Genomic DNA, 19,054 nt, shown 5'->3' with positions numbered 1-19,054 from the left:
ATAAATGTTAGTAACGCCTATAAGATTATCCTTTTGTACCCCCTGCCGTCAATCCTGAAACGAAGTATTTCTGGAAGAACAGGAATAATAGGGCAATCGGTACGGCTATGAGTACAGATCCGGCAGCAAATGTTGTAAACTCCGCCCCGAATTGTTTGGCCACCATATCATAAAGGGCAACCGGTAATGTATACATCTTTTCTGAACGTAACAGGATACTTGCAATGATAAAGTCTGCGAATGGGGCAATGAATGAAAACAGTGCCACAACCGCAATGATTGGTTTCGCAAGAGGCATGACGATCTGGAAGAAGATCCGTAGATGTCCCGCTCCGTCCATCTTGGCTGATTCATCAAGCTCTTTCGGGATTGTATCCAAATACCCTTTCATCAACCACGTGTTCATTGGAATCTGTCCTCCTACATACACAAGGATCAATCCAATGTGAGTATCTAATAATTTCGTTAGTAGTGCCAATACGAAAATCGCAATCAGTGCTGCAAAGTTCGGAATCATTTGCAGGATCAAAAACGTCATCAGCCCATTCTTACGTCCTGCGAATCTGTAACGGGAGAATGAATAAGCCGTTAAACTGACCAGTAACACCGTAAGGGCCATGGTGGATAAACTGACCTTCAATGAATTCCAGTACCAAAGCATATAATTGCTTTTCTCGAGATCAAAAAGTTCCTTATAATGTAACAGTGTGGCATTTTTAGGAATGATGGATGAACCGGATAAACTTTGACCCGGGTTGAATGATGATCCGATGATCCATGCAACCGGGTAAAGAATGATGGCAAACATGATTCCGATAGCGGCGTATGAAAGTGTCAAACGTATGAGTTTCTGTCTCTTCATATTCATATTACATCATATCCTCTTCTTGGAATGATTTCGTTCTCTTGAACTGCCAAATCGCTACAGTGATCACGATGATGGATAATAATAATGTGATGGCAGCAGCTTTCGAATACTGTGCGGATGTCATCGTCAGACTGTAGATCCAGGAGATCAGGATATCCGTCCCACCTGCATTTTGTCCGGTTAAGGCCGGTCCACCGCCGTTAAATAAGTAAATGACGTTAAAGTTATTAAAGTTAAACGTATATTGTGTAATGATGATCGGCGCCGTTGCAAAAAGGACAAGTGGCAGCGTGATATTCTTGAATTTCTGGAATGCCGATGCCCCATCGACTGTTGCTGCCTCGTAAAGTTCATCGGGAATGGATTGAAGCACTCCCGTTGTCATGGCAAAGATGAACGGGAAGCCGAGCCATGCCTGGATTCCAATCAAGGCAATTCGAGTATACATCGGTTCGGTCATCCAAGGTAATCCTTCAATACCGAAGAACCCCAGGATATCCCGGTTGATCGTTCCGAATGATTCATTGAACATTCCGGCGAAAACGAGGACCGATACGAAAGCCGGGATTGCCCATGGCAGTATGAATACTGTACGGATGATGGCTTTCCCTTTTAAATCCTTTTGATTCACAAGGATGGCAAGGAATACTCCAAGTGCCACTTGAAGCGTTGTCGCGCCGAACGTCCAAACGAGTGTCCAGGCAAGTACGGTGATGAACGTTTCTCTCCATATATCAATCTTGAAGATATCAACAAAGTTTTGAATCCCTACCCAGTCGACCAGTTTAGCCGGTGGTGAGTGATACAAATCGTAGTTTGTAAACGCCAGTAAAACGACAAAGATGATAGGGAAAATGACGACGAATACAAGTAGTAAGAACCCTGGAGACATAATGAGATATGGAAATCCATTATCGATCAGATTTTTGTACTGCTCGCGGATTGTGCTAAGCTTCTCTCCCCTGTCCCGCTTTTCCCCATTCTTATACGCATCCCGGAGATTAAACAGATAAAAACCGATTCCAAAAATAGATACAATGATTGCTAAAATACCGTATACCATTAAGAAAATGGAATGATCTCCGTATGAGACGTCTGTCCCAAGGGTCGTAATCCCCCATAATCCGTAGCCGATCAAGTCTCTAAAGACAAGAATAAAGGCGGCAGTCATGATCAGGAAGAATCCGCCTTTTAGAAACTGTCTATGATACATCTGACCTAAACCAGGGATTAGGGAAAGGGCCAGCGCTGTTTTTCTATGATTTGTTTGATAGGATTGTTGCTTCATCCTATATTCCCCTTTCTACGTTCACAGTTTTGATAAGCTTCAAGAGCTTTTTAAGAAAAGAAAGCTTTATTTCCTTAAAAAGCCCTTGAATGGTCTTTAAAAGGATAGCAGTACCTCTCAAGGTGAGTAGGTACCGCTATGTTAGTGATTAGTTGGAATGACCTGCTTCAATTTTTTCTTCAATTTGTTTCACTGCTGCATCAAGTGCCGCTTTTGGTTCCTGCTTGCCTGTTACAACCGTTTGAAGGGAATCAGCCATAGGATCCCATACTTCTCCCATTTCAGGAATGTTCGGCATTGGAACCGCATATTGAGATTGCTCAGCAACCGCTTTTGCACCAGGATTGTCAGCGATCGCAGGATCGTCGATCAGACCTTGGTTTGTTGGAACTTCCTGTGTTTGTTCGAAACGTAATTTCGCATACTCATCTTGAGTGATGAACTCGATGAATTTTTGAGCCCACTCTTTATTTTCAGAGTAGCCTGACACATGCCATCCTTTTACACCCATGAATGTTTTCATCGGCTCACCGTTTGGAAGCTTTGGCATAGCAGAGATTCCAATATCAATGCCGGCATCTTTATATCCCTGGAAAGACCAAGGTCCGTTCATGACAGAAGCCACTTTCCCTTCTCCGAAAAGACCGTCAAGTGCAGATCCTCCGTTTTCCCCGATGATCCCTTTAGGGAATAGTCCTTCTTTGTACCATTTTTGGATATATTCAGTACCCTCTACAGCACCATCATTGTTTAAGCCAAGATCTTTCGCGTCTAATGCTCCATCTTTTTCCGCAAATACATATCCGCCAAATCCACCCATCGGTGCATGTGCGAAATAGAAGTTATCCCATAAAGCTAAGAAACCGTAGTTTCCATCTTTCGTGAAATCCTTAGAGAAAGTGTATACTTCATCCATTGTTTTTGGTGCTTCTTCCATCAACGCTTTGTTGTAAATAAAAACAGGCGTTTCTGAAGATTTTGGAAGACCATATAATTTACCATCATAGCTCTCAGCCGTCATGGAAGATTCAGTGAAACGCTTTTCAATGTCCCCGTCGACTTCTAAAGGAGCGATATGCCCTGCAAGAGCGAGCTCACCGATTTGGTCATGTGGTAATGTCAAAACGTCCGGGCCAGTTCCCGCAGGACCGTCTAAACGTAATTGTTCCTTCATTTTAGAAGCCATTTCGACTTCTTTCACTTCAACCTTGATGCCTGTCTCTTCTTCAAACTTGGCACCTACTTCATCCAGCCAACCGGATTTATCTTTATCTTCCCAGACTACCAGCTTTTCTGGTTTGTTCGCATCGTCAGCTTTTTTCTCTCCGCTGTCACTTTTTGATCCTTCCTCACGGTTTGGACCACAAGCAGCGAGCGCCCCTAGTACAAGCATGATTACCATAAGCAATGATAACGCTTTCTTCATTTCGACCCCTCCTAAGTATGGTGAAACTATTAATTCATGTTTTAGATTGAACAAACGCTTGCACATACTATGACTTTTTCTCTAAAGATATCGCTTGCATTCTTTTGTGAAAACGATTGCACAACCTACTTCTTATTATACAAACTAAATCTCCGTTGACAATACTTATTTTGAAAATTTTTGCTTTTTACTTGTAAGAAAAGAAAACGCTTTACTGGTTTAGTTGCCTATCATTGACAACATTGTTGGTTTGGAATACTCTTTAATGGAATGAATAAGAGGAGGATATACGATGCTACTGGAAGCCATCTATCATAGACCGAAAGATAATTATGCATACGCTTGCACAAATAACGAACTACACATACGGATTCGTACGAAGAAGAATGATGTTGAAACCGTCTCGCTTCTGCACGGAGATCCTTATCAATGGGAAAACGGAAAATGGCTATATAATCGTAAGGAAATGGTTTTAACAGGAACGGATCAGTTGTTTGATTATTGGTTCGCTTCCATCTCCCCTCCTTTCAGACGGCTTCGCTATGGTTTTCTCCTCGATGACGATACGGAAGAAGTCTTTTATGGAGAAAAAGGATTTAACGAAGTCCCTTCTTCTGATATAGGTGATTATTTCTGCTTCCCGTTCCTGAATTCCATCGATGTTTTTCAAGCACCTGAATGGGTGAAGGATACAGTTTGGTATCAAATCTTCCCTGAGCGATTTGCAAATGGGAATGCGGAGAATGATCCAGAAGGGACTCTGGATTGGAATAGCACAGAGCCCACTCCGACCAATTTTTTCGGAGGGGACTTAGAAGGCGTGATCCAGAACATTCCTTATTTAAAAACACTTGGAATCTCCGGGATTTACTTTACCCCGATCTTTAAAGCTCATTCCAATCATAAATACGACACGATTGATTATTTCGAAATCGATCCCCAGTTCGGGACGAAAGAAACATTGAAGGAATTAATTGAGGTCTGTCACGAGAATGATATCAAAGTCATGCTGGATGCCGTCTTTAATCATAGCGGCTTCTACTTTGACCAGTTTCAGGATGTACTTGAAAACGGCGAAGACTCTCCTTATAAAGAGTGGTTTCATGTAAATGAATTCCCATTGGATATAGAAAGGAAGCCCCCTAATTATGATACCTTTGCATTCGAACCTTCCATGCCGAAGTTAAATACTGAAAATGAAGAGGTTCGCCATTATCTATTGGAAGTTGGCCGCTACTGGATAAAGGAATTCGATATCGATGGATGGCGTCTCGATGTCGCTAATGAAGTCGATCACCACTTCTGGCGTGAATTCCGAAAAGAAGTAAAGGGTATAAAACCGGATTTATATATCTTAGGGGAAATTTGGCACGATTCCATGCCTTGGCTGCGGGGAGATCAATTCGATGCTGTCATGAACTATCCTTTTTCGACAAATCTATTGAATCTGTTCGCCCACCAAACCATTTCTGCTTCTCAATTCGCAGAAAACATGACGTCTGTCGTGCATATGTACCCTAAAAATGTTAACGAAGTGAACTTCAACCTTGTCGGGAGTCACGATACACCACGTGTATTAACAGAGTGCTGTGAAGATATCCGACGTGCTAAACAAATCTACACGTTCATGCTCACCTTTACCGGAACACCTTGTATTTATTATGGTGATGAAATCGGTCTGACAGGTGAACAGGATCCAGGATGCCGTAAATGCTTCCCATGGGAACAGGAGCATCATAACGAGGAGCTCTTCGGGCATATACAGAAACATATAGCCCTTCGCAAGAAATACCCACTGTTAAGCAACGAAGGAAATCTGACATTTTTACCCGGTGATCTTCATGAGCATTGCCTTTCATTCACCAAGTCTAACGGAGAGGAAACAATTTTTGTTCTATTAAACTGCGGGGAAGAATCGACCACCTACTCCCTTCCTTTTGAGTTAAAAGGAAAGAAAATCACCAACCTGTGGAACGGGGAAGATTTTGCCGCAGAAGCAGAGTCCATCGATGTGGCACTCGATGGGTATGGATTTGCCATCCTGAAATTTTAATGATGTTTACTTTCTAAAAAGCGGGACTATACCAAAACGGTTAGTCCCCTTATCTATTTCATTTGTAACGAATGCCGAGGTATTTCCCCGGCAAGCAAAAGGAGAAAATCTATGAGCAATAACCAAAAAAACATGACCCTCTTTGCCTTAACCTGGCCGATTTTCATTGAAATCTTTCTTCACATGCTGATGGGAAATGCCGATACGTTAATGCTGAGTCAGTACTCGGATGACTCAGTAGCAGCTGTCGGGGTATCCAATCAGATCCTTTCTCTTATCATTGTGATGTTTGGATTTGTCGCGACGGGTACAGCCATCCTCGTGGCCCAGCATCTGGGGGCGGATGAGAATCGCACGGCAGGGGAAGTATCGATCGTTTCCATTGCTGTCAATCTACTATTTGGACTCTTATTGAGTATCGCCCTTGTATTTTTCAGTAAGCCAATCTTATTATCGATGGATCTCCCACGTTCACTTATGAATGAAGCTTCTTCCTATTTGAAAATTGTAGGAGGCTTTGCATTCATCCAGGCCTTGATCATGACTGCGGGAGCAATCATGAGGAGCTACGGCTTTACAAAAGACGCCATGTATATCACAATCGGCATGAATATTGTCAATGTGATCGGAAACTACTTATTTATTTTCGGACCGTTCGGTGTCCCTGTATTAGGCGTAGAGGGTGTGGCGATTTCCACCATCACCTCGAGACTTATTGGATTCATCGTGAGTATCATCGTGATAAGGAAGCGGATACCCAATGCTCTTCCATTAAGAAGACTATTCAAGCTCCCCGTCTCTCACGTTAAAAATTTATTACGGATCGGAATCCCCTCTGCAGGAGAGCATCTTTCCTATAACGGGTCTCAAATGGTCATTACCTACTTCATTGCGAGTATAGGGACCAACGCTCTTACGACGAAGGTATATGCCCAAAACCTGATGATGTTCATTTTCTTATTCAGTATCGCCATCAGCCAGGGAACACAAATCATCATCGGTCACATGATTGGCGCCAGGGATTTTGACAGTGCTTACGAACGATGCCTGAAAAGCTTAAAGATCGCGATCATCATCTCGCTCATCATGGCAGGAATTTTTTCCGTTGCAGCAGAACCTCTCCTCCGCATCTTTACGAGCAACGAAGAAATCATTTCCCTTGGTAAAACACTGATCTACCTGACCATCATTCTTGAACCGGGCAGAAGCTTTAATTTAGTTGTCATTAACGCACTAAGAGCAACAGGTGACGTACGCTTCCCGGTCTACATGGGGATATTATCTATGTGGGGAGTAAGCGTCACGCTTTCCTACATTCTCGGAATCTGGTTCGGCCTCGGACTTATCGGAATCTGGATCTCCTTCATTGCCGATGAATGGCTGCGGGGCATCATCATGCTCAAACGCTGGCGATCCAAAGTATGGATCCATAAACGATTTGTCCAAAATGAAAAAAACGCCGTTTAGAGGGACGGACCTTCCTTAAGATGTATGTGAATTTTGAAACAGACCTACCCCTACCCTTTCATTTTCAATAAAGAGTCAGCTCTCAATCGGGCTGACTCTTTTTTTCTCCAAATGAAAACGCCCTCATTCATAAATGTTATGTTTTTTTACATAAAAACGTTTTCATAACAAATTAACACTTGAACTTTTGTTATTTTCTGAATATGATAAATGATATAACTTATTGATGTCATAAAACTTAACATGTAAATTCGATTTATTAAACCACATTTACAAAAGGAGGAAATCACAATGAAAAAAGTGGAAGCCATTATTCGTGCAGAAGCATTTCTATCCCTGCGAGAAGCATTATGTCTCCGTGGATTCAGCGGCCTGACCGTATCAGAGGCAGCTGGGTGTGGAAAACAAAAAGGGAAGCAGGGGATCTTCAGGGGGAATAAATTTGAACTGCAGTTAGTTCCCCGCGTAAAGGTGGAAATGATCATCGACGATGGGCAGGTGGAAGACATCATTGATCTCATCGTTGAACATTGCAGTACGGACACCGTGGGCGACGGGAAGATTTTCATCTATCCCGTCGAAGATGTCATCCGCATCCGTACAGGCGAACGAGGAAAAAAAGCCGTTTTGTAAATCACCTCTTTACTCAACCACTAAGCCGCTTTACCAAACCAATATTGGAGGGATTCCATTGATAAAAAAAATTACATTGCTTCTGTTCCTGTCGCTTTCCGTGAGCACTACCGCTTTCGCAGCTGCCCCTACCGCAGAGTCTGTTCAAGCATCCGTCGACTCCATGTGGGTCATGATTGCTGCAGTCCTTGTATTCTTCATGCACGCCGGATTCGCCATGGTCGAGACCGGATTCACCCGTGCCAAGAACTCTCTTAACATCCTCATGAAAAACTTCTTAACTATAGCCATTGCCTCTGTTCTTTATTTCATCGCAGGGTTCGGGTTCATGTTCGGAGGGTCATCTGGCGGCGTCATCGGCACGGACAGCTTCTTCCTATCAGGACGGGAAGACATCGGTTTCTTCTTATTTCAATCCGTATTTGCCGCTACTTGTGCCACGATCATTTCCGGTGCTGTAGCTGAACGCATGAAACTCAAAAGCTATATCCTTTTGACCATCGCCATGACAGGAATCATCTATCCGATCGTCGGGCATTGGGTTTGGGGCGGAGGCTGGCTTTCTGAACTGGGCTTCGTCGATTTCGCCGGATCTACTGTCGTCCATTTGACAGGTGCAGTAGGCGCCTTCATCACGGTCCTGTTCCTTGGATCCCGCGTTGGGAAATACAGCAAAGGAAAAGTGAACGTCATCCCGGGCCATAATATTCCGATTGGTGCACTCGGTGTGTTCATCCTCTGGTTCGGCTGGTTCGGGTTTAATGGAGGAAGCAGCCTGGCAGCTGATCCCTCCCTTGTCCCACACGTCATCACGACGACCTTATTTTCAGCTTCCTCCGCCATTCTTTCATCCGCTTTTTACACGTTGATCCGATTTAAGCGAATCGATCCATCCCTTACATTAAATGGCGCCCTGGGTGGACTAGTAGGTATCACTGCCGGCTGTGCCAATGTATCACTGGCAGGTTCTCTCCTGATCGGTCTGATCGCAGGAATCGCTCTGGTGGAGGCCGTCACCTTCATCGATTCGAAATTGAAAGTCGATGATCCTGTTGGAGCCATTGCCGTTCATGGGATTTGTGGAATATGGGGTACAGTGGCTGTCGGATTATTCGACGTTCAGAACGGACTTTTATATGGCGGAGGGGCTGCTTTGGTCGCCACTCAAGCCCTCGGGGTGTTGGCAGTCATTGCCTGGACGTCTGTCACCGTTGGCGGATTCCTATTCATCGTAACGAGAATATCAAGTATTCGCGTCTCCCGTGAGGAAGAACTCTCAGGGCTCGATTTTACGGAGCATGGCTCCAATGCCTATGAGTTAAAAGATACAGTATTGGAATCGAACGTTTCTTCCGCTTCCCCTTTTGGATCTGACTTAGTCGAGCGATTGAACTCGATCGGAACGGGAAAAGTAAGTGACATGAATCAACGGAACACAATCTAATCTGAGTAAGAGCTGCCTTATGCGGCTCTTTTTTCTTTTTCCAAAATGGATGCCAGACAACAATAAGCTCATATGGAAGGCATCGGTGCAGCCTCCATACGAGCTTATTTATGAAATGGATGATATGATTTTCTCTTTTGCATCTTTTGATACAAAGTGCTTCTTGGAAAAAACATTATAGTGACTATTTCTAATCTCGGAAAGAATCGCACGGTATAATAGGGCAGCTCCCTTTACCGGGGTTCTCGAATATACAGGATAAAGATTCATGGTACGAAAAGCTTTTTCATAGTAATCTTCTGCAAGTCGGGCCATTTCTTCCCATATAGACTGAAAGGCGTCGTTGATTTTGTGTTCTTTTAAATCTGTTACGGTATATTCATATTTTACTAGTAGATCCTGAGGGATGTATAATCTACCCCTTTCAAGATCCTCACCGATATCTCTTAATATATTGGTCAGCTGCATGGCATATCCAAGATAGATTCCATCTTCCCTCAATGGCTGTTCTTTCCCCGGGGCAAGGATGGGCAGGAGCATTAATCCCACAGTGCTCGCTACGTGATAGGAATAGTCAAGGACATCGTCCATATTGACGTAGACCCTTTCACCAAGGTCCATCCTTTGCCCCTTTATCATGTCCCGGAAAGCTTGAACATCCATGTCAAACCGTTTAAACACATCATCCAATGCTATCCACATCGGCTCATTTTGAGGATAATATCCGGTTAAATACGATTCGAATTCCATCTCGAATCGGCGCAATTCCTCCGAAGGATTTGCGCCCTCGTCAACGATATCATCTACTTTGCGGCAAAAGGCATACACGGCCCATACAGCCTTCTTTTGGTCTTTCGGCAGTAAGGAAAAAGCTCTGTAAAATGTTTTGGAATGAACCTTTATGATATTCTCACAATGATCGTATGCTTCCAAGATCTTGTTCATGTAAGGACACATCCTTCCCTTCTGATTCTGTTTTGCAATATTCTTTAAAAGCTTGGGCAACGAGCTTCGCACCCTGCATGACAATCGGTACTCCTCCGCCAGGGTGAATGGATGCCCCGACAGCAAAGATGTTCTTCTCCGGAAAGGGTTGTACCTGGGGTCTGAAGGGACCGGATTGACCCAAGCTTGGCGCGATTCCAAAGCTTCCCCCAGAATATAACCCTTCTTGTATTGCCTCTTCAGGCGTTCTGATTTTCATCCACGTAATCCGTTTTCTCAGTTCTTCGAATCCCCTTTCTTCCATTGTATCCAATACAAGGTCTGAAAGAAATTCTGAAACTTCTTTCCAATCCAATTTCTCTGACACCGGAACCGGTATGAGAACATAAAGGACGCTTTTACCTTCAGGGGCAAGTGAAGAATCGACCTTGGAAGGATTAAATACATAAAAGGAAGGTTCTTTAGGAATTCTCTTATTCTTGAAAATATCCTCCATATTCCCGGAGAAGTCATCATTTAAATAAAATTGATGCATTTCCTTTTCATCATACTTTCTATCGACTCCCATATATAAAAGCACACAGCCGGAAGAAGGTTTATACGATTTAGGTGCTTTCTTCCTTACTAATTTTGATGCTGTAGGGAAATCCCCATTAATGATAACCGAATCGACCGGCTCCCTTTGGTCCCCAAGGATGATATGAGTCGCTTTGCCTCCTTTCGTTTCGATTTCTGAGACGGATGAGGAAGTCTTGATCGTGACCCCATGCAGGTTGCACGCTTCCTTCACATGGTCCAGTAAGCCCGCATATCCCCCTTTTATATAATAGATGCCGTGCTTGTGTTCACTGAAGGACACCAGGCTGTAAATCGCCGGGGTCGTGTAGGGATTCCCACCGATATACAGTGTTTGCAATCCATAGGCCGTCTGCAACTTTTCGTGATGAAAATAATGCTTTAAGTTCCCCATCACATTGCGGTATGCCTTTAGCTTGAGCAATGACCCAAGTGTTTGGGGATTGAGATAATCCCTCGTTTTCAGAAAAGACGTTTCAAGAAATTGCGGCTTCCCAATTGCAAATCGTTCATCCATATCGCTCATAAATTGAAGGAAGCCTTCTTCATCCCCTGGAAACTTCTCCTTGATCTCTTCATATTGCTTATGGATATCGGCATATTTCGTATACGTTTGTCCATCTGCAAAATGAACGTCATAGAGGGGATCACAGCGGACAAATTCTATTTCATTTGTATCTATGCCTGCTTCTAAAAGAATGGACATAAGCATGTCTGGCAGGAGGACAATGGTAGGTCCCTTATCAATCTTGTAATCCCCTTCCTGAACAAAGGCAAGGCGTCCGCCGATCGTCTCCTCTTTCTCATAGACCGTGACGTCGTGACCATCCTTCGCGAGTAACAATGCCGAAATCAATCCACCGATCCCTGAACCTACGACTGCTGTTTTCATAAAGCTTCCTCCATCGTTTGTTCTTTAGTAAACGAGCACGAAGGGTCTTCATTCATCAACATATTGGTCGTGATCCTCGCCGATTCTAATATTGTAGGCAACCCACTCCCCGGATGCGTCCCTCCACCTACTAACCAGCAATGTTCAAGTTCTTCAAATTTGTTATGCGGGCGGAGTGCCATCATTTGCGTTAATTGGTGACCAAGATTGAAGGTGGCACCTTCATATATATTGAAATCTGTCTCCCAGTGATGGGGGGAGATGATCTTCTCCACTTTTATATGATCCCGGATATTCTTTAAACCTGTCTTACTCTCAACGGCATCCAATACCAGATTCCGGAACATTTGTTCATTTTCTGTCCAATCGATCCCGCTTACATTATTAGGGACCGGGGCGAGGATGTATAGTGTTGAATGTCCCGGCGGAGCCAGTGTTGGATCAGTCACCGATGCATTTTGGATATAAATGGAAGGGTCCGCAGAAAGGGTAAATGTCTTCGTTATCTCCTCTACATTTCGTCTATAATCTTCCGCAAACACGATACTGTGATGGGGGAGATCAAATTGTTTATCGAGCCCCAGATAAACCATAAAAGTGGAACAGGAGTATTTCTTCTTTTTCAGCTTTTCTTTGCTGTATTTTTTCAAAGTCCCATCTTCCACCAGATTGGTCATGACATGGGCAAAGTCCCCGTTGATGATCACTTCATCTGCTTCAATTCTTTCTCCTTCCTCTGTTATGATTCCTTTTACGTCATTGCCGTCTTCAATCCACAACTTCTTGATACCTTGACCGAGGTGGATTGAGCCTCCATGCTCCTTCACCACTCTTGCCATGGCTTTCGATAGTTGATTCAACCCGCCGATCGGGTGAAAGACACCGTATTCGTGCTCCATGAAAGACAGGATGGAAAATGCGCCAGGACACTCCCAGGGGGACATACCTAAATACTTTGACTGAAAGGTGAACGCCAATCGCAATTCATGTTCTGTAAAGTAATCACTCAACACGCTGTATAGGGATTTACCCAAGGATAATTGAGGAAGTGCCCTCAACACCTTCCAACTGATATATTGATAATATCGATCCATCGGGCTCTGTAAAATCGGTTTCAACCGTTCCATTTTTTTACGTGTATCATTCATGAAGCGCGAATAACCTTCTGCATTCCCTGGATAATGCCGTTCGATTTCCCGGGATAACCTTTCAGGATCTTTATACATTTTGACTTTTTTATCTTTAAAAATGAGTTCATACATCATGGAAAGCTCCCGCAGGTCAACATAATCATGAATATTCCTTCCTGAGGTCTCGAATAATTCTTCTGCTATTTCCGGCATGCTGAGAAATGTCGGCCCAATATCGAATGTATAGCCCTCCATCGTGACAGAACCGTTTCGCCCGCCAACAAATGATTGCTTCTCATAGATTTCAACTTTGTAACCCTTACTGGCAAGAAGCATTGCCGCGGCCAGGCCCCCAGGACCTGCACCGATGACGATTATCTTATCGACCATCGTTATAGCCTCCAATGTATTTTATTTGTACAATTATTATACAATACTTATACAACTGTTTTCCACTAGGAAAAAACAATAAACTTCAATTTTCCAACTAAATTCGTTTTTTCCTCTCTATTGGACTTGTCCTACACTCCATAAACCCTTTAAAACCGCAATCGGATCTCTTTTCCATCAATTTGTTGCTAGTTAGCAACAAAATTCACACCCTGAACAAATAGGAGGCATAGTAAAGGATTTTATCCTTTTACTATGCCTCCATTTCAATCATTCATACTTTCATTCTATGTTTGTACCTGTCTCTAAATTCTTAGTCCCTTTCCTCCATTGCTTTACTCCACAATTTCAATATTATAATCCTTGAACCACACATGGATTTGGGCAAGGTGGGCAAGTAGTTGGGGACCGGTCATGAGTTGGCCGTACCAGGGGACTTCAAAGGCTGCTCCTCCGCTTGCGACGATTTCCTTCAGTTTCTCTTCGTCAAATAATTCATAGAGAATGCTTGATTTGTCTTCCAGGATTTCATTGAGCCAGCCACTGACCAATTTTGTATACTCCGGGTGATGGGTTTTCGGGTATGGGCTTTTCTTTCGATATAGGACTTCATGGGGAAGTACGCCTTCAAGTGCTTTCCTCAGGATGCCCTTTTCCCTTCCATCGTGCATTTTCATCTCCCAAGGGATGTTCCACACATACTCTACAAGTCTATGGTCGGCAAACGGGACGCGGACTTCAAGGCTCGCTCCCATACTCATGCGGTCTTTTCTATCCAGTAAAGTCGTCATGAACCATAGTAAGTTTAAATAGAATAATTGTCTCCTCTTGGTCTCCACTTCATTTTCCCCATCCAACAACGGGGTTTCCGCAACCGTGCGGTCATACTGCTCCAGGACATATGCCTCGAGGTTCAATTTCTTACTCCACTCTTCTTTCAGAAGACCCTGTCGTTCTGCAGTGGAACGCATCCATGGGAATCCCCTGCGGTTAAAATCCTCCGCCCGGTGAAACCAAGGATACCCTCCGAAGATTTCATCTGCGCATTCACCCGACAGTCCCACGGTAAACTCCTCTTTGATTTCCCTGCAGAACCATAAGAGAGATGAATCCACATCGGCCATTCCCGGAAGGTCCCTTACATGGACCGCTTCAATCAGATAGTCCTTTAACTCTTGTTGACTGATTTCACATTGGTGATGGATCGTGTCGAATTCAGCTGTCATCTTTTCAATCCAAGGGGCATCGGAGTTCGGTTGGAAATCATTCTCTTTAAAGTATTGATCATTTTCTTCATAGTCTATGGAGTACGTATGAAGTTTCCCTTTTCCCTCTTCTTTATATGAATTTGCTGCCACTGCCGTAATCGCACTTGAATCGAGTCCTCCCGATAAGAATGCGCACAATGGTACATCGGAAACAAGCTGCCTCTCTATGGCATCTGTAAGCAGAAAACGGACTTTCGAGACCGTTTCGATGAACGAATCCGTATGCTTCTTACTTTTCACATTCCAGTATCTCCATATGTTCAAGCCTTCCTTGGAGAAGATCATGCTATGGGCGGGACGCAGTTCCTTCACCCCTTTGAACACACCATTCCCGGGTGTGCGGGACGGACCGAGCCCCAGCACTTCCGAAAGCCCCTGCAGGTCCACCTGTGGCAAAACATCGGGATGGGCAAGTAAAGCCTTGATTTCTGATGCAAACAGGATCCCGTCATCCTTTTCAAAATAAAATAAAGGCTTTACGCCCATTCTGTCCCTGCCTATAAATGCATGCCCCTTCTCACTGTCCCATATGGCAAAGGCGAAAATCCCGTTAAGATGCTGGACACATTTTTCCCTCCACTCAATATAAGAAGTCAATAGGACCTCGGTATCAGAGTGCCCTTTGAAGGTATATCCCTTATCTATAAGTACTTGTCTCAGATCTTCTGTATTATATAGCTCTCCGTTATAGCAAATCGTGAAAGTGTGTCCGTTATGGAGGAGGCTCATAGGCTGCCTTCCTCCTGCCGGGTCGACTACGATTAATCGTTTATGACCGAAAGCAACATGCTGGTCAACCCAGACATTCGTTTCGTCAGGTCCTCTTTTAGAAAGGGTTTCCGCCATTTTTTCAACAACATCTTTTTCATTGGACATATCTTGTTTATAATGGATCCAACCTGTAATTCCGCACATATGATCATCCTCACTTTCAAGTCAAACAAACTGGGCTCACTGACACATAAATTATTCTATGCCCCTTTAGAGAAATGGTTAATTGTCTCAATCATTCTTTACATGAATGAAATATGATAATTATGACAAGAAATGTAGTTAAGGAGGGATATTCACTTGAGCAACATATTTCGATCAAACATTTTAAAATCCCAAAAAAGATCTTTTTCCGAAGGCACTGTTTTATTCGAAGAAGATACATGGTTCTTTTTCGAGATCGACGCCGAGGAAGAGTCTGAGCTCGAATTTTACCTCAATCATGAACTGAAAGTGTATAGGGATGGAGAGTGGCTTTCTGGCGTTCTCTTAGAAGATGGTCTCATCGTCACCCCCTATGAGCGAATAAGAATCGAGAATGGCGATCGAATTCAAATAAAGAAGAATATATTGTATTCGTTGGAGAATTTATTAGAAGAGATTTCTGATGATGCCTTTCATCAGTTTACAACAGCCTTAAATAACCTGGGCTATTCGATTTATGACAGTATCTTTTGCCATAACCACCTTGTATTCCTCGGAAACCAAAAAATCAAGGAAGGCGTGAACTTCATCACTTTCGATAACGGTGTGGAAGTTTGTGCAGTCCAGCATCACTTCACCTACTACAAAAAGAAACGCGACCGCTTTGAATTCACTTTAAGTACGGGTAGACGAATTGTAATTGAAAGCTTCAATATCTGATCTGATCACCAGATCAAATATGCAAATGCCTGTCAGGTAATGTACCCGACAGGCATTTGTTTTTTTTATTGATCCGGGCTTGTCACGAGATGCCGTTTCTTTAAAAATGTGTTCATTTTCTCCAATGACATGGGTCTTTCGAAAAGAAATCCTTGTGCAAAATCACAGCCCAACTGCTTCAGCAGTTCTAGCTGTCCGCTGGTTTCCACGCCTTCAGCGACCACCTTCATGTGCAATCCTTTCCCCATTGTGGATATGGATTGAACGATTGCGACATCAGGTGTATGATCGCTCATATTCTGTACAAACGAACGATCGATTTTCAGTATATGAAGGGGGAGATGCTTCAAATAACTTAAAGAAGAATAACCTGTGCCGAAATCATCAATCGCAAGCTTCACCCCTAGATCAGCAAGTGACTTCATGGCATCGATTGTATGAGCGGCGTCATGCAGCATGATTGTTTCCGTCAGTTCTAAGCACAAGTATTCTGCCGGCAGACCGGATATTGCCAACGCTTCTTCCACATCACGCACAAACGTAGGATGCTGGAATTGCCGTGCTGAAACGTTCACAGAAATATAGAACTCCCCCACCTCTTGATCCAACCACTCTTTTAACTGTATACAGGATTCGACCAGGACCCATTTTCCGATATCATGAATCAGCCCTGTTTCTTCTGCCAGGGGAATGAATTCACTCGGCGGGATCAACCCCCAGGATGGATGCTGCCATCTGAGCAATGACTCACAGCCAATCGGAGTTTGACTCTGTATATTAATGATGGGTTGAAAAGCGATGAACAATTCCTGTTTCTCGATTGCTCTTCTAAGATGAGCCTCCATCTCCACTTTCCGCGTAATCTCTTCTTCCATATCCCTTGAAAAGTAAACGGTGTTATTTCCACCCTTCAATTTGGCCCAATTTAGAGCAGAATCGGCATTTCGCAACAAGTCCGCAGTCTTTTCCCCATCCCGGGGATAGATGCCTGCACCGATGCTGACGGATATGTAGAATTCTTTACCCTGATAAGAAAAAGGCGCCTGCACGGTTTCCAATATATCCTGTGAGATATCTGAAATAGTGGCTTCATTCACCTCTTTGGTGAGAAGCACCGTGAATTTGTCACCGCTGAAACGGCCAAGGTAAGCACCCTTGGGGAGAATGCCTTGAATCCTTTGGGAAAGTTCTTTGATGATCACATCCCCTACAAAATGACCAAGCGTATCATTAATCATCTTGAAACGGTCCATATCCAGAAATAAAACCGCCAGCTGCCGTTTCTTCTTCTTTGCCCTCTGAATATGCTCGTCTACAATTTCCCTGAATTTCATCTTATTAGGCAGATCGGTTTCACCGTCATAATATGCGAGTTGCGTGATTTTCTTCTCAAATTGACGCTCTTTCGTAACATTTCGCCCTATCCCGAAGATCCCGACACATTTTCCTTCAACGGTAATCGGGATATTCTTGATTTGAAAGAAATTCACCTCACCTTTCTTCGATGCAATGGGAAGATCATAATACTGTTCCCTTCCATCCATGGCCCGGTAAAAATGCCTTCTTACCCGCACCGCATCCTCTTCCCTGATAAAGTTGAGGGCGGATTTCCCAAGAACCTCCTCCCTCGTAAATCCAAATGTTTTCATAAAAGAAGGGTTGAGGGAATTAAATCGGCCATTCAGATCGGTACTGTAGACAAAATCCGTATTATTATCAAATAGGGACCGGTAATACTCCTCAGAGATCTGGATGTTTTGTGTTAATTCTTTTATATCCTTTTCTGCTGTATTGATTAAATGGGTCAAACTCATCATCACATCGGCTTCAGGCGTTAATTGGAAATCGATCTTCATATCACTGATAGGTTCACGTATACCTTCAGACAATCCAAGATACGAAAGGGAATGAGCCATCAGCTTTGGTTTCCTCCCACTGATTCCTAACTCTCCGTAAGAGAAGAAACCGGTCAAGGGCGATACCTGGTTTAGATAGGATAGCTCCTGATTCGTGACATCACGAACATACCTTCTTCTGGCTATACAATTATATACAAAATGCGTTTCTACCGGATGGCGTTTCAATCGAGACAAAAGCTTTGTTGTGGAACGGATTAAATCCTGTACATCAACAAATCCAAACGACACCGTGTCACCTTCCGTCACTTCCTGACTGAGTTCAACACTTCCATTTGGCAGCACATTAACGATATAGACCGCCACTTTATCATTATTTTTTTGCAATAGGAAAGGAAACTCGATCGATGAGTCAGGAAGATCTTCCACAAATCTCTTCCCTAAATAGGTCTCAAGGATACGGATAGGTTTCACATGATTGATTTCCTCCAAAATATTCCCTCGTGCTTTCGTGATGTTGAAGACGGGGCCAACTTCCTGCCACTCTTCTACGCTATGAGAATGGACCTTTAACTCCTCACCACTCAATGAGGCCGTTACAAAGCCTTCACTCGTTATTTCGTGGTTCGTGAATACGTATGCCGGCCTTTTATGAGGCAAATCAGAAGAAACACCACCGACGATGGCGACTTCACCCCCTCTTTCCGATACACCTTCCATGAATTCCTGGATTCCCAGCTGTAAATGGCTCGCAAAAATAATGAAGGCTTTGGTGTCAGATTTCCCCACAGCTTCGTACAATTGTTTACCAAGTTGCTTACTTGTACCTGACTTTTCTTGTAAAAGGGATTCTATCGTAGTTGTTTCAAATATCGTAAATGATAAGACGATTTCTGAAACAATCGCCTCTTTAATCACTTGACCGGTCGAGTTGCAGCCAATGAGGGTGCCATGGGGTAATATGCGGTTTATGTGACTTTGCAAACCTTCTATAACCGCTACCGGGGAATCGCCGACAAATGCCTGGATCAGGAGGGAGGGATATTGATCTATACCGTTCTCTTGAATAAATTGGTTTAAGGATTGTTCATCTTTATATATGAATTGAAAGGACTTAACCATTTTCTACACCTACTTGAAAGACATCGTTTCTATCAAAATACCACAATTCGACAGATTTGGA

13 protein-coding genes are annotated in these 19,054 nt (G+C 43.5%); 5 read left to right on the top strand and 8 right to left on the bottom strand.

What is annotated here, in order from left to right; all coding sequences use genetic code 11:
* Positions 1 to 25 precede the first annotated feature (25 nt).
* The 3 genes from AC0VXY_RS07530 to AC0VXY_RS07520 all read right to left on the bottom strand — a co-directional run bounded on the left by AC0VXY_RS07530 (position 26) and on the right by AC0VXY_RS07520 (position 3,582).
* On the bottom strand, positions 26 to 868 hold the full coding sequence (locus tag AC0VXY_RS07530) for a sugar ABC transporter permease (RefSeq protein WP_475527442.1): 843 nt from the start codon (positions 866 to 868) through the stop codon (positions 26 to 28).
* A gap of 1 nt (position 869) precedes the next feature.
* A complete protein-coding gene (locus AC0VXY_RS07525; RefSeq protein ID WP_435991930.1) occupies positions 870 to 2,156 on the bottom strand; it encodes a carbohydrate ABC transporter permease in 1,287 nt (428 codons plus the stop codon).
* A gap of 148 nt (positions 2,157 to 2,304) precedes the next feature.
* Positions 2,305 to 3,582 carry an extracellular solute-binding protein gene (locus tag AC0VXY_RS07520; protein WP_475527441.1) on the bottom strand — a complete coding sequence of 426 codons (1,278 nt, stop codon included), beginning with the start codon at positions 3,580 to 3,582 and terminating at the stop codon, positions 2,305 to 2,307.
* A 292-nt stretch (positions 3,583 to 3,874) separates the two neighbouring features.
* Between AC0VXY_RS07520 and AC0VXY_RS07515 the strand changes: the two genes are divergently transcribed.
* The 4 genes from AC0VXY_RS07515 to AC0VXY_RS07500 all read left to right on the top strand — a co-directional run bounded on the left by AC0VXY_RS07515 (position 3,875) and on the right by AC0VXY_RS07500 (position 9,179).
* The gene (locus AC0VXY_RS07515; RefSeq protein ID WP_475527440.1) at positions 3,875 to 5,635 is read left to right on the top strand and encodes an alpha-glycosidase; all 1,761 of its coding nucleotides are present in this window, start codon (positions 3,875 to 3,877) and stop codon (positions 5,633 to 5,635) included.
* 111 nt (positions 5,636 to 5,746) lie between these two features.
* The gene (locus AC0VXY_RS07510) at positions 5,747 to 7,102 is read left to right on the top strand and encodes an MATE family efflux transporter (RefSeq protein WP_475527439.1); all 1,356 of its coding nucleotides are present in this window, start codon (positions 5,747 to 5,749) and stop codon (positions 7,100 to 7,102) included.
* Positions 7,103 to 7,393: 291 nt separating this feature from the next.
* Complete coding sequence (locus AC0VXY_RS07505; RefSeq protein ID WP_098441062.1) at positions 7,394 to 7,735, top strand: P-II family nitrogen regulator; 342 nt, start codon at positions 7,394 to 7,396, stop codon at positions 7,733 to 7,735.
* 58 nt (positions 7,736 to 7,793) lie between these two features.
* Positions 7,794 to 9,179 carry an ammonium transporter gene (locus tag AC0VXY_RS07500; RefSeq protein WP_475527438.1) on the top strand — a complete coding sequence of 462 codons (1,386 nt, stop codon included), beginning with the start codon at positions 7,794 to 7,796 and terminating at the stop codon, positions 9,177 to 9,179.
* Positions 9,180 to 9,287: 108 nt separating this feature from the next.
* Here the strand turns inward: AC0VXY_RS07500 and AC0VXY_RS07495 are convergent, their stop codons facing one another.
* The 4 genes from AC0VXY_RS07495 to asnB form a co-directional block, all read right to left on the bottom strand.
* Entirely contained in the window at positions 9,288 to 10,124 is an 837-nt protein-coding gene (locus AC0VXY_RS07495; protein ID WP_475527437.1) for a phytoene/squalene synthase family protein, read from the bottom strand.
* Positions 10,090 to 11,592, bottom strand: a complete 1,503-nt coding sequence (locus tag AC0VXY_RS07490; protein WP_435991942.1) for a phytoene desaturase family protein — start codon at positions 11,590 to 11,592, stop codon at positions 10,090 to 10,092. Before AC0VXY_RS07490 ends, AC0VXY_RS07495 begins: the two co-directional genes overlap by 35 nt.
* Positions 11,589 to 13,112, bottom strand: coding sequence for a phytoene desaturase family protein (locus AC0VXY_RS07485; protein ID WP_475527436.1), 1,524 nt, complete (start codon positions 13,110 to 13,112; stop codon positions 11,589 to 11,591). The genes AC0VXY_RS07490 and AC0VXY_RS07485 overlap by 4 nt, the downstream gene beginning before the upstream one ends.
* Positions 13,113 to 13,447: 335 nt before the next feature.
* The gene (gene asnB, locus AC0VXY_RS07480) at positions 13,448 to 15,295 is read right to left on the bottom strand and encodes an asparagine synthase (glutamine-hydrolyzing) (RefSeq protein ID WP_475527435.1); all 1,848 of its coding nucleotides are present in this window, start codon (positions 15,293 to 15,295) and stop codon (positions 13,448 to 13,450) included.
* A 156-nt stretch (positions 15,296 to 15,451) separates the two neighbouring features.
* Between asnB and AC0VXY_RS07475 the strand changes: the two genes are divergently transcribed.
* On the top strand, positions 15,452 to 16,015 hold the full coding sequence (locus AC0VXY_RS07475) for a DUF2777 family protein (RefSeq protein ID WP_435991946.1): 564 nt from the start codon (positions 15,452 to 15,454) through the stop codon (positions 16,013 to 16,015).
* Between the two features lie 65 nt (positions 16,016 to 16,080).
* Here AC0VXY_RS07475 and AC0VXY_RS07470 read toward each other — a convergent pair whose 3' ends face one another.
* Positions 16,081 to 18,993 carry a bifunctional diguanylate cyclase/phosphodiesterase gene (locus AC0VXY_RS07470; RefSeq protein WP_475527434.1) on the bottom strand — a complete coding sequence of 971 codons (2,913 nt, stop codon included), beginning with the start codon at positions 18,991 to 18,993 and terminating at the stop codon, positions 16,081 to 16,083.
* Positions 18,994 to 19,054 lie beyond the last annotated feature (61 nt).

It is taken from the genome of Rossellomorea sp. QJM3NY_18 (assembly GCF_056173145.1).
This window is presented reverse-complemented; position numbering and strand designations above follow the sequence as displayed.

Coding starts and splice junctions, on each gene's coding strand:
- AC0VXY_RS07470 (WP_475527434.1), bottom strand. CDS start 18,993: ATGGTTAAGTCCTTTCAATTCATATATAAAGATGAACAATCCTTAAAC.
- AC0VXY_RS07485 (WP_475527436.1), bottom strand. CDS start 13,112: ATGGTCGATAAGATAATCGTCATCGGTGCAGGTCCTGGGGGCCTGGCC.
- asnB (WP_475527435.1), bottom strand. CDS start 15,295: ATGTGCGGAATTACAGGTTGGATCCATTATAAACAAGATATGTCCAAT.
- AC0VXY_RS07520 (WP_475527441.1), bottom strand. CDS start 3,582: ATGAAGAAAGCGTTATCATTGCTTATGGTAATCATGCTTGTACTAGGG.
- AC0VXY_RS07505 (WP_098441062.1), top strand. CDS start 7,394: ATGAAAAAAGTGGAAGCCATTATTCGTGCAGAAGCATTTCTATCCCTG.
- AC0VXY_RS07530 (WP_475527442.1), bottom strand. CDS start 868: ATGAATATGAAGAGACAGAAACTCATACGTTTGACACTTTCATACGCC.
- AC0VXY_RS07490 (WP_435991942.1), bottom strand. CDS start 11,592: ATGAAAACAGCAGTCGTAGGTTCAGGGATCGGTGGATTGATTTCGGCA.
- AC0VXY_RS07510 (WP_475527439.1), top strand. CDS start 5,747: ATGAGCAATAACCAAAAAAACATGACCCTCTTTGCCTTAACCTGGCCG.
- AC0VXY_RS07515 (WP_475527440.1), top strand. CDS start 3,875: ATGCTACTGGAAGCCATCTATCATAGACCGAAAGATAATTATGCATAC.
- AC0VXY_RS07525 (WP_435991930.1), bottom strand. CDS start 2,156: ATGAAGCAACAATCCTATCAAACAAATCATAGAAAAACAGCGCTGGCC.
- AC0VXY_RS07495 (WP_475527437.1), bottom strand. CDS start 10,124: ATGAACAAGATCTTGGAAGCATACGATCATTGTGAGAATATCATAAAG.